At 68.6% G+C, this 11,135-nt stretch carries 9 protein-coding genes; 4 read left to right on the top strand and 5 right to left on the bottom strand.

The features are described from left to right. Positions 1 to 23 precede the first annotated feature (23 nt). Together TBIF_RS14115 and TBIF_RS14120 are read left to right on the top strand one after the other, a co-directional pair. Positions 24 to 599, top strand: a complete 576-nt coding sequence (locus TBIF_RS14115) for an isochorismatase family protein (RefSeq protein WP_024795434.1) — start codon at positions 24 to 26, stop codon at positions 597 to 599. 25 nt (positions 600 to 624) lie between these two features. Continuing rightward, on the top strand, positions 625 to 2,682 hold the full coding sequence (locus TBIF_RS14120; protein WP_024795435.1) for an ATP-dependent DNA helicase: 2,058 nt from the start codon (positions 625 to 627) through the stop codon (positions 2,680 to 2,682). Positions 2,683 to 2,790: 108 nt separating this feature from the next. On the opposite strand, the gene TBIF_RS14125 is transcribed toward TBIF_RS14120, so the two are convergent. The 3 genes from TBIF_RS14125 to ctaD form a co-directional block, all read right to left on the bottom strand. After that, a complete protein-coding gene (locus TBIF_RS14125; RefSeq protein WP_024795436.1) occupies positions 2,791 to 3,561 on the bottom strand; it encodes an aminoacyl-tRNA hydrolase in 771 nt (256 codons plus the stop codon). Next, positions 3,561 to 4,835: a phosphoserine phosphatase SerB gene (gene serB, locus TBIF_RS14130; RefSeq protein WP_051461551.1), complete on the bottom strand. Its 1,275-nt coding sequence runs from the start codon at positions 4,833 to 4,835 to the stop codon at positions 3,561 to 3,563. The genes TBIF_RS14125 and serB overlap by 1 nt, the downstream gene beginning before the upstream one ends. An 80-nt stretch (positions 4,836 to 4,915) precedes the next feature. Beyond that, the gene (ctaD, locus tag TBIF_RS14135; protein WP_024795438.1) at positions 4,916 to 6,679 is read right to left on the bottom strand and encodes an aa3-type cytochrome oxidase subunit I; all 1,764 of its coding nucleotides are present in this window, start codon (positions 6,677 to 6,679) and stop codon (positions 4,916 to 4,918) included. A gap of 320 nt (positions 6,680 to 6,999) precedes the next feature. On the opposite strand from ctaD, the gene TBIF_RS23655 reads away from it, so the two are divergent. Next, a complete protein-coding gene (locus TBIF_RS23655; RefSeq protein ID WP_051461552.1) occupies positions 7,000 to 8,136 on the top strand; it encodes an ABC transporter substrate-binding protein in 1,137 nt (378 codons plus the stop codon). Positions 8,137 to 8,179: 43 nt separating this feature from the next. Continuing rightward, complete coding sequence (locus TBIF_RS14145) at positions 8,180 to 9,268, top strand: HtaA domain-containing protein (protein WP_024795439.1); 1,089 nt, start codon at positions 8,180 to 8,182, stop codon at positions 9,266 to 9,268. 26 nt (positions 9,269 to 9,294) lie between these two features. Here the strand turns inward: TBIF_RS14145 and nrdF are convergent, their stop codons facing one another. After that, positions 9,295 to 10,302: a class 1b ribonucleoside-diphosphate reductase subunit beta gene (gene nrdF, locus TBIF_RS14150; RefSeq protein WP_024795440.1), complete on the bottom strand. Its 1,008-nt coding sequence runs from the start codon at positions 10,300 to 10,302 to the stop codon at positions 9,295 to 9,297. Between the two features lie 65 nt (positions 10,303 to 10,367). Next, a complete protein-coding gene (locus tag TBIF_RS25715) occupies positions 10,368 to 10,832 on the bottom strand; it encodes a GNAT family N-acetyltransferase (protein ID WP_158506347.1) in 465 nt (154 codons plus the stop codon). Between the last annotated feature and the right edge of the window lie 303 nt (positions 10,833 to 11,135).

The following is an 11,135-nucleotide window of genomic DNA, read 5'->3' on the forward strand; positions in this document are numbered from 1 at the left end:
CGCCTTGTGAGAGGGAGCCCATCATGCCGAGTGCGCTGATCATCGTGGACGTGCAGAACGACTTCTGCGAGGGCGGTGCCCTGGCCGTTGCCGGCGGCGCGGCCGTGGCCCGGGCCATCACCACCCGCCTGGCGGTCGCGCGCGGCGACTACGCCGCAGTGCTGGCCACCCGCGATCACCACATCGACCCGGGCGCGCACTTCGCCGCCGAGCCGAACTACGTGACCACCTGGCCGGTGCATTGCCGCGCGGACACCCCCGGCGCGGACTACCACCCCGAGCTGGACGCCACCGTCATCGACGAGGCCTTCTACAAGGGCCAGTACAGCGATGGCTACTCCGGCTTCGACGGCGTGAACACTGCCGGTGTGCCCCTAGCCCAGCGGCTCGCCGAGCGCGGGGTCACCGACGTCGACGTGGTGGGCATCGCGACCGACCACTGCGTCCGCGCGACGGCGTTGGACGCCGTCGGGCATGGCCTGCGCGCGCGGGTGCTGCTCGGCGAGACTGCGAGTGTGGCGGCGGCGACCACCGAGCGTGCGCTGGCCGAGCTCGCCGCGGCGGGTGTGACGCTGGTCGGCAGTGTCGGCGGAGCCTAGTAATCTTGGGCAGTAACCTAGTGTGATGCCCGCTCCCGAAACACCCGCCGCCCGCACCGTCCCCGGCCTCCTCGCCGCCGCGGTGCAGGCTCTCGGCGGGTCCGAGCGCACCGGGCAGGTCACCATGGCCTCGGCCGTGGCCCACGCGATCGACACCGGCGAGCACCTCGCCGTCCAAGCGGGCACCGGCACCGGCAAGTCGCTCGCCTATCTGGTGCCGAGCATCCTGCACGCGATGGACACCGGCCGCACCGTCGTCATCTCCACCGCCACGATCGCCCTGCAGCGCCAACTCGTGGAGCGGGACCTGCCGCGCCTGGCCGACGCCCTCGCGCCCCTGTTGCCCCGCCGCCCCGAGTTCGCAATCCTCAAGGGCCGCGCCAACTACCTGTGCCTGCACAAGATCCACTCCGGCGCCGCCGAGGAGGACACGGAGGCGGAGCTGTTCAACCCGTTCGAGGTCTCCCGGATGGGCCGCGAGATCAAGCGCCTGCGCGAGTGGTCCGACAAGACCGACACCGGCGACCGCGACGACCTCGTGCCCGGCGTCAGCGCCCAGGTCTGGCGGCAGGCCAGCGTCAGCGCCCGCGAGTGCCTCGGCGCGGTCCACTGCCCCTCCGGCCAGGACTGCTTCGCGGAGAAGGCGAAGATTGCAGCCGCCCAGGTCGACGTCGTGGTCACCAACCACGCCCTGCTCGCCATCGACGCGATCACCGGCATCCAGATCCTCCCCGAGCATGACGTGGTGGTGATCGACGAGGCCCACGAGCTGGTCGACCGCGTCACCGGCGTCGCGACCGCAGAGCTGTCCAGCGCCGGCATCTCCGCGGCCAGCAAGCGCAGCGCCAAACTGATCGACGAACGTGAGGTCGACCGGCTGGCCGAGGCCGCCGAGGACTGGGCCGGTGTCCTCGCCGAGATGCCCGTGGGCCGCTGGGAACGCCTGCCCGACGCCGTCCCGCCGTCCCTCGCCGGCCTCCGCGACGCGCTGTGGGCCGCCCGCACCGCCATCGGCCCCGTCAAACCGGGCATGACCGCCGCAGACCCCGAGGCTGCCGCCTCCCGCAACGCGGCACTGAACCTCCTAGAGGAGCTGCACGACACCTGTGTGCGCGTGCTCTCCGCCTTCGAGGACCCCGACCCCGCAAAGCGCCACGACGTGGTCTGGCTCGCGGAGGACGACCGGCGCGGCCGGCTCATCCATGTCGCCCCGCTGTCCGTGGCCGGGCTGCTGCGCACCCGCCTGTTCGGCGAGGTCACCACCATCCTCACCTCCGCCACCCTGACAGTCGGCGGCTCCTTCGACGGCCTCGCCGGGGCGTGGGGTCTGCCGCCCCAGGGCCCCGGAGCCACCAGCCCGGCCCCCGAGCGCTCCCCCGACCCGGCGCTGGCCACCGGCAAGGAGGTGGACGGGCCACTGCGTTGGAGCTCTCTCGACGTCGGCTCGCCCTTCGATCACGGCAAGGCCGGCATCCTCTACGTTGCCAAGCACCTGCCCGCGCCCGGCCGTGAGGGCCAGGCGCCGGAGTTCCTCGACGAGATCGAGGCGCTCGTCAAAGCCGCCGGCGGGCGCACTCTCGCCCTGTTCTCCTCGATGCGCGGTGCCAAGGCCGCCGCAGAGGCAATGCGCGAGCGTCTCGATACCCCCGTGCTCTGCCAGGGCGACGACGCCACCGGACAGTTGGTGCAGCGCTTCGCCGACGACCCCGCGACCTCGTTGTTCGGCACCCTGTCCCTGTGGCAGGGCGTGGACGTGCCCGGGCCGTCACTGTCGCTGGTGATCATCGACCGCATCCCGTTCCCCCGCCCGGACGACCCGCTGCTCAGCGCCCGCCAGCGCGCGGTGGAGTCCCGCGGCGGCAATGGGTTCATGGCCGTGGCCGCCAACCATGCGGCCCTCCTCCTCGCCCAGGGCGTGGGCCGGCTGCTGCGCGCCACGGATGACCGCGGCGTGATCGCCATCCTCGACGCCCGCCTCGCCACCGCCCGCTACGGCTCCTACCTGCGTGCCTCGCTGCCGCCGTTCTGGGACACCACCGACCCCCAGGTGGTACGCGGGGCGTTGGAGCGGTTGGCGGAGTAGCCGCTCTGCAGCCCCTGCGGTTACGCGCAGCTACGCAGATATCCGCGCGGTCAGATCTGCAGGGATGCGCGTAAGTTGCCGGGCCCCGCCCGCCACTGGGAGAACTCGCTACTTGCCGGGCACCGCGATCACGGTCATCGAGCCGGCGGCCACCTCGGTGAACCCGGCGTCCCGCACGGCGATCGCCTTGCCAGCACGGACCAGTTTCGCCAGCCCCGCCCACTGCTCGGCACCCGCGTCGCGCACGGAACACCGGAACCCGGACTCCGCCCAGGCCTGGACCTGATCGACCTTCATCGCGCCGGCCAGCAACATCGACGCGTGGCCCACCTGTGCGGCGGCCTTGCCGACAGTCATGCCGAGCTCGGCCTGCAGCCACAGCACGGGATAGGCCGCATCGGGCTCGCCCGGCTCGTCGTCGACGAGGTCGGTACCGTTGATCTGCAGCTTCCGCAGCCGCTGCTCCAGCTCCCCCACCTTGCCGGGCACGTAGGCACGGGCCTCGGCGCCGTCACTCTGGATGGTCACGCCGGGCAGCTCCTGCGCGGCGTCCCACGCTATGCCGCGGGCGCGGCGGGACACCTTGCGGATCCGGGCGCCCGACCACGCCTTGAACTCCTGCTCCCACCCCCCACCCGGGCCGCAGCGCTCGTCCAGGCACAGCGCGACGGCGGACGAAGCCGCGGCAGCGAGGACGTCGCTGCGCCGCGGCGGGTCCTTCTTCTCGATGTGCAGCACCAGCTGCATCGCGAGGACCTGAGAAGGATCCGCTGGGTCTTCGCTATTCCCATACCCGCCGGCCAGCCACTTGTGCCGGGCGGCGAACTCGTTCACGGAGTCCTGGGGCTCGCTTCGTCGCAGCCAGTCGAAGATGCCCATCAGTCGACAATCGGGACGCGGCGAACCAGGCCGTCGACCGCGTCCGCGGCCTCGACCTCGTCGCGCGTGACGCCCAGGATAAACAGCACGGCGTCCAGGAACGGGTAGTTCAGCGCGGTGTCCGCGACGGCGCGCAGGGCCGGCTTGGCGTTGAACGCGATGCCGAGACCGGCGGCGGCGAGCATGTCGATGTCGTTCGCGCCGTCGCCGACCGCCACGGTCTGCTCCATAGTCACGCCGGCCTCGCCGGCGAACTGCCGCAGCGCGACGGCCTTCTGTGCCCGGTCGACAATGGTGCCGACGACCTTGCCGGTGAGGACGCCGTCGACGATCTCGAGGGTGTTGGCTTGGACGAAGTCCAGATCTAGCTCCTCCGCGAGCCCCGCGATCACCTGGGTGAAGCCGCCGGAGACGACGCCGCAGCGGTAGCCGATGCGCTTGAGGGTGCGGACGGTGGTGCGGGCGCCGGGGGTCAGCTCGATCGACGCGCCGACCTCCGCCACGATGGACGCGGGCAGCCCCTCGAGGACCGCGACCCGCTGGTGGAGGGACTCGGCGAAGTCGATCTCGCCGCGCATCGCGGCCTCCGTGATCTCCCGGACCTCGTCCTCCTTGCCGGCGTGGGCGGCCAGCATCTCGATGACCTCGCCCTGGATCAGCGTGGAGTCCACGTCGAAGACGATGACGCGCTTGGAGCGTCGGGCCAGGCCGCCGCGGTCGACAGCGACATCCACGTCCTCCCCCGCGGCGACGTGGGCGAGTGCGGCCCGCAGCTGGGCGTCCTCGCGGACGCTGACGTTGCGCGCGCTGACCTGCAGCTCGAGGCCCGTCACCGGGTAGTCGGCGACGCCGCGAATGGAGTCGATATTCGCCCCGCAGGCGGCGATGGCGCCGGCGATGGCGGTGAAGGCCCGCGCGGTGACGGGCCGGCCAAGGATCACGACGGCGTGGGTGGACACGGCGGGCGCCTTCGCTTGGTCCTCGCCGATGGAGATGGTGGCGGACATGCCGACCGCCGCCGACGCCGCCTCGAGGGCCATGCGCAGCGGCTCCGGGTCGGATGGCTTGGTGACCAGCACGCCGAGGATCAGCTGGCCGCGGATGACCACCTGCTCGACGTCGAGGAGGCTCACCTCGTGCTGGGACAGCGCGGTGAACACCGCCGACGACACCCCTGGCTTATCGGGGCCGGTGATGGTCACAAGCAAAGTCGACTCGGTCGTGTCCACCGTGCGGTACTCCTCGTTCTGCGGGGTTGATGCTCGCGGGCTCATTACAACTGCAACGGCCCTGCCCAGACGATCGGGCAGGGCCGTTGCAGGCAAATCACAAATCGGTCTCAGGAGCTGGACTGCTAGTCGGACTTTGTGTCGGGCTCCGGGAACACGGGCGGCGGCAGCCGGTCCGCCTCGTGCAGCTCGTTGGACTTGGTGCCGTGCCCCTGGCCGACGTGCGCTTCCGTGCGCATTCGTTCGACCATGTGCGGGTAGTGCAGCTCGAACGCGGGACGCTCCGAACGAATCCGGGGCAGTTCCGTGAAGTTGTGGCGCGGCGGCGGGCAGCTGGTGGCCCACTCCAAGGAGTTGCCGTAGCCCCACGGGTCGTCGACCGTGACGACCTCGCCGTAGCGGTAGCTCTTGAACACGTTCCACAGGAACGGCAACGTGGAGGCGCCGAGGACGAACGCGAAGATCGTCGAGATCGTGTTTAGAGTGGTGAAGCCGTCCGTGTCCAGGTAGTCCACGTAGCGACGGGGCATGCCCGCGTTGCCGAGGAAGTGCTGGATCAGGAACGTGCCGTGGAAGCCCACAAACGTCAACCAGAAGTGCCACTTGCCGAGCTTCTCGTCCATCATCCGGCCCGTCATCTTCGGGAACCAGAAGTAGATGCCCGCATAGGTGGCGAACACGATGGTGCCGAAGAGCACGTAGTGGAAGTGGGCGACGACGAAGTACGTGTCCGTCACGTGGAAGTCGAGGGGCGGGCTGGCCAGGATGACGCCGGTCAGGCCACCAAACAGGAACGTGATGAGGAAGCCGACCGAGAACAGCATCGGCGTCTCGTACGTTATCTGGCCCTTCCACATGGTGCCGATCCAGTTGAAGAACTTGATGCCTGTCGGGATGGCGATCATGAAGCTCAGCAGCGAGAAGAACGGCAGCAGCACGGAGCCGGTGGCGAACATGTGGTGCGCCCACACTGCCATCGACAGGCCACCAATGGTCAGCGTCGCGTAGATCAAGCCCACGTAGCCGAACAGCGGCTTGCGGGAGAACACGGGGAAGACCTCGGAGACGATGCCGAAGAACGGCAGTGCCACGACGTAGACCTCTGGGTGCCCGAAGAACCAGAACAGGTGCTGATACAAGATCACGCCACCGTTGGCCGGGTTATAGAGGTTCGCGTCGAAGTGTCGGTCCACGATCAGGCCCAGCAGCGCCGCGGCGAGCAGGGGGAAGATCAGCAGGACGAGCACACTCGTCACGAGGATGTTCCAGGTGAAGATCGGCATGCGGAACATCGTCATACCGGGGGCGCGCAGGCAGACCACGGTGGTGATCATGTTGACGCCACCAAGGATGGTGCCGACGCCGGCCAGGGCCAAGCCCATGATCCAGAGGTCTGCGCCTGCCCCTGGCGAGTTCATCGCATCGGAGAGCGGGGTATAGGCGAACCAGCCGAAGTCCGCGGCACCGCCGGGCGTGATGAAGCCGCCCAGGACGATGAGGCCGCCGAACAGGTACATCCAGTAGGCCATCGCGTTCAGACGCGGGAACGCCACATCGGGCGCGCCGATCTGCAGCGGAAGAATGTAGTTCGCGAAGCCGAACACGATCGGCGTCGCGTAGAGCAGCAGCATGATGGTGCCGTGCATGGTGAACAGCTGGTTGAACTGCTCGTTCGACAGGAACTGCTGCTCCGGCCGAGCCAGCTCCCCGCGCATCAGCAGGGCCATGAGCCCGCCGACGAGGAAGAAGCCGAATGAGGTCACCATGTACAAGATGCCGATCAGCTTGTGATCGGTGGTGGTCACCATCTTATAAATGAAGGAGCCCTTGAGCCCCTGACCCGGCGGATTAGGCCGAGCAAGAACTGGTTTAGGCGCTACGGCGGTCAACTGCTCCTCCTGACTATGCGTTCCCTACCCCGGTTATCCAGCCGGGGGAACGTCAAAACGGCTTGCGCTGTGGTTGATACTAAACCCTCATAGCCGGTTCTCACGAGCTGGCCCTACACATCGTAGTATTTCAGGTCGTACCTGCTGGTGAGTGACCATACCGAGCACGGTGCGTAAGGCACAATCGCCCTCCCCGACCGGCCATCCGGCGCGCGTTCTGACGAGCCTGGGACCGATCGCCCGAAATGTTAGCCTCATTCCGACCGTGACGCCTCCCGATTCCGGCGGGCGCGCACCCCCTACCTCGTGGAGATGTCCAGTTGCCTCGCCCCAACTCCGCCGACGGCTCGACACACCCAGCCCGGAGGCCGCAACGCGCCGCGCGCCGGACCGCCTCCACTCCCGCGATCACGGCAACCGTCCTTGCCGTCTCCGCACTGGTGCTCGCCGGCTGCGGTAGTGGCTCCTCGGCTCCGGCCGACGCGTCGATCACGCACAGCACCAGCTCGATCGTCGGCGCCGGGGTGCTCGGCAACACCCATAAGCCGGAGCAGGCCTGCGGCGAGCTCGCCCCGCTCGATCCCGGCATGAGCGCCGACGGCACCCACCTGGTGGCGGCCGGATCTGGACCTGGATTGGCCGTGCCGAACGACCCCCAGCGGGTGGTGGTGGTCGGCCAGGCGCCCCTGGACACTCTGTGTGCCCTGGGGCTGCAGGACCGCGTGGTCGCGCTGACTCCCAGCGGAGCCCCCGAGTTGACGCCGCGCTACCTCGGTCAGTGGGTGTCCGAGGTCACGCTCGCCGGCGCGGACGGGGTCGCGGATATAGACGCCATCCGGGCCGCCAATCCCGATGTGATCATCAGCGGTCCCGGCGCCGATTCAGAACTGGCCGCCCTCCAGGCCATCGCGCCCACCGTCGTGGCCCCTGCTTCGGGCGGCTGGCAGCAATCCGTCGTCACAGTGGGCGACGGCGTCGGGCGCGGCGCGGCGATCCGTGCGGCCCTGGCGGCGTATGACGCGGAGACCACTGCGGCCGGCGTGCGCATGGCGGCCTCCCAGACCGAGGTGTCGATGCTCCGCTTCACCCCCGACGGCGCCGAGATCCTCGGCGTGTCCAGCCTGCCTGGGCAGGTGTTCACCGAGTTGGGCCTGAGCCGGCCCGCCAGCCAGCGCTTCAACTCCCCCACCGCCAAGGCCGTGGACGAGTCCAACCTGAGCCCCGCCGAGGGGGATGTCATGTATGTCGCCTTCCAGGACAAGAACAGCGGGCGCTCCGACGGCGGGGGGGACACCCCCGCCGTCGCCCAGGGCTCGTTGGTGATGGATTCCGATGCCTGGCGCGCGCTGGGCGTCACCGCCGGCCGCACCATGGTTGTCGACGACGGCATCTGGGTCGACGGCGGCGGACTGATCGCCGCACGGCTGATCGTGCAGGACATCCAGCACTCTCTTTAGGGCTGCCTAACCTGCGCTGTTCAGGGGGCGCCATTATGTCGGAATGACTACCACTCATTTGCTGAGGCGGATGGGCGCCGCCATCCCCCTAGTGGCCGCCCTGATCCTGGGCTCGGCCCCCCTCGCGAGCGCCACGCCCGACTCCCCCGCCTCGATCCAGTTGTTCGCGGCCGACGGGACGACCCCGCTGGGCCAAACCGCCGTGCACGAAGGCGACACGATCGTCGTGCACGGCACTGGCTTCGACCCCATGGCCAACACCGACGGCCTGCCCGTCCCCGTGCCGCCCGGCGTCCCGCACGGCACGTTCGTCGCATTCGGCGCCTTCGCCCCTGATTGGCGCCCGTCCCAGGACGCGCCCGCCGAGGCCCGGGTGGGCCAGCAGCGCGCCGCGACCGCCTGGGTCATGTCTGAGGATGCACTGGGCCGAGTCCCCGACTCCCCCTTCGACTTCCGCCGCACTATCCGCCAGCAGTGGGTGCCGCTGGCCGACGACGGCTCCTTCACCGCCACGCTGACCGTCAAGAAGCCCGCCACCGCCGCGCCCGACGCCGTCTACGGGGTGTACAGCTATGCCGCCGCGGACGCCGTCAATGCCGACGAGGAGCTCTCCGTTCCCGTCAACTTCGACCCGGCGCCCGGGCCCAACGCGCCGCAGCCGGCCGCCGAGGACCTCGTATGGGGCTTCGCGCCCGGCTACACCAATCTGGTCAAAAAGGACCTCCAGGGTGGGGTCACCGGGGCGGAGGGCGCGAGCGTGCGACCCGACGGCCAGCTGACCTTCCAGGCCGACGGCGCCGACATCGACGCCGCCACCGGCCATGGCACCGTCCGGTTCACGGGCTCGGTCGTCTCCTTCACCCGCTTCCACCTCGCGGAGATCGCGCTGGAGAACCCATGGATCGAGTTCACCGCCGACGGCACGTACCTGTCCGCGGAGACCTCGACCGGCAACACCGTCGGCAACGACCACGTGGCCCGCGTCCGCGTCGCGCGGCTTAACCTCGACGCAGACCCGTCGCGCACCTCATTCGAGGGCGTCACCGGCGCGTTCACGCTGCCACTGAGCCAACCCACGGCGCTGCTCCCCTACTCGGGCCAGCCGATCGCGCCGCTGAGCTTCTCCTATTGAGGGGCTTCTCGTACTGAGGGGCCTCGCTAGAAGTCCCAGTCCTCGTCCTGCGTGGTGACGGCCTTGCCGATCACGTAGGAGCTGCCGGAGCCGGAGAAGAAGTCATGGTTCTCATCCGCGTTGGGCGAGAGGGCCGAGAGGATCGCCGGGTTCACGTTGGTCTCGTCCTTGGGGAACAGGCCCTCATAGCCGAGGTTCATCAGCGCCTTGTTGGCGTTATAGCGCAGGAACTTCTTGACGTCCTCGGTCAGGCCGACCTCGTCGTAGAGGTCCTGGGTGTATTCGACCTCGTTCTCGTAAAGCTCGAAGAGCAGCTCGAAGGTGTACTCCTTGAGCGCGTCGCGCTCCGCCTGGGTGCGCTGCTCCAGGCCCTTCTGGTACTTATAGCCGATGTAGTAGCCGTGCACGGCCTCATCGCGGATGATCAGGCGGATCACGTCGGCGGTGTTGGTCAGCTTGGCGTGGCTGGACCAGTACATCGGCAGGTAGAAGCCGGAGTAGAACAGGAAGGACTCCAGCAGCGTGGACGCGACCTTGCGCTTGAGCGGATCGTCGCCCTGGTAGTAGTCCAGCACGATGCGCGCCTTGTTCTGCAGGTTGTCGTTCTCCTCCGACCAGCGGAAGGCGTCGTCGATCTGCGGCGTCGAGCACAGGGTCGAGAAGATCGTCGAGTAGCTCTTGGCGTGCACCGACTCCATGAACGCGATGTTGGTGTACACCGCCTCCTCGTGCGGGGTGATCGCGTCGGGGATCAGGCTCACGGCGCCGACGGTGGCCTGGATCGTGTCCAGCAGCGTCAGGCCGGTGAACACCCGTGTGGTGAGCTGCTGCTCATGCGGGGTCAGCGTCGCCCAGGACGGGATGTCGTTGGAGACCGGCACCTTCTCCGGCAGCCAGAAGTTGCCAGTCAGGCGGTCCCAGACCTCGGCATCCTTGCTGTCTTGGACCCGGTTCCAGTTGATCGCCGAGACACGGTCGACCAGCTTGATCCGCGCGCCGTCCGCGGGTGAGTGGGCCTTCGGCAAACTGACCATGGTGATCCTTTCGAAGTTCCCGCGCTGGGCGGGGTTGACCTGCGTGAAATTCTAGTGGGCGGCCGTCACGTGCCGGAGAGAGCTTGCGGTGCGAGCATCATGACCCCGTCCGCGCTCCGGCGGAAGCCTAGCCGCGAATATAAGCGTCGGGCAGGGTTGTCCGGCGAAACGCTCAGGCTCACCGCGGACAGCCCTCGGTCTGCGGCCGACGCCAGCACCTGCCGGATCAGCCGCTCTCCGATGCCCGCTCCGCGCCAACCGGGGAACACCGAGACGGATAACTCCGGGGTCCCCGCGGCCACGTATCCGTAACCCGGACTCGAAGCCGGATGGAACTGCGCCCAGGCCACACCCACCGTCCGATCCCCGATGGTCGCGAGCCAGCCGTAGTCGCCTCGGGCCACCACTAGTCGCGTGTACGCGACGAGCCGGGAATCCTCCGCCACCGTCCGATGCGTCGCGGCGGGGTCGTCTCTACGGATGTTGTCCAGGGTGGCCTGCGCGAGTACGAAGCCGTGGTTTTCCGTCAATGGCCGCACCACAGTATCGCCAGAGTCCCGGGTCACGCCTCGCGTAGACACGACCACCCGCGGATCCTCGCGCATTACCCGACGCACACTGGCCAGACTCGCAAGCTCGTCTGCCAACGACTGGTCGATCGCCGCCATCACGCCCAACGCATCGACAAACCTGGCTTCTACATCAACCCGCAGAAGGTTTTCATTGTGCGCAACTCGATCTCGCAATGCATGAAGATTCGCAAGTCGATGTTGCAACAGGTGAGGAGCAGAGGGGCTGGGTTCGATTCCGGGGAAGGCTCGAGCGAGACACTC

This window comes from Tomitella biformata AHU 1821 (genome assembly GCF_000524475.1).
Lineage (GTDB): Bacteria > Actinomycetota > Actinomycetes > Mycobacteriales > Mycobacteriaceae > Tomitella > Tomitella biformata.

Excerpts from the sequence above, each read along its gene's own strand:
- TBIF_RS14115 (WP_024795434.1), top strand. The coding sequence starts at position 24 with ATGCCGAGTGCGCTGATCATCGTGGACGTGCAGAACGACTTCTGCGAG.
- TBIF_RS14120 (WP_024795435.1), top strand. The coding sequence starts at position 625 with ATGCCCGCTCCCGAAACACCCGCCGCCCGCACCGTCCCCGGCCTCCTC.
- TBIF_RS14125 (WP_024795436.1), bottom strand. The coding sequence starts at position 3,561 with ATGGGCATCTTCGACTGGCTGCGACGAAGCGAGCCCCAGGACTCCGTG.
- serB (WP_051461551.1), bottom strand. The coding sequence starts at position 4,835 with ATGAGCCCGCGAGCATCAACCCCGCAGAACGAGGAGTACCGCACGGTG.
- TBIF_RS14145 (WP_024795439.1), top strand. The coding sequence starts at position 8,180 with ATGACTACCACTCATTTGCTGAGGCGGATGGGCGCCGCCATCCCCCTA.
- nrdF (WP_024795440.1), bottom strand. The coding sequence starts at position 10,302 with ATGGTCAGTTTGCCGAAGGCCCACTCACCCGCGGACGGCGCGCGGATC.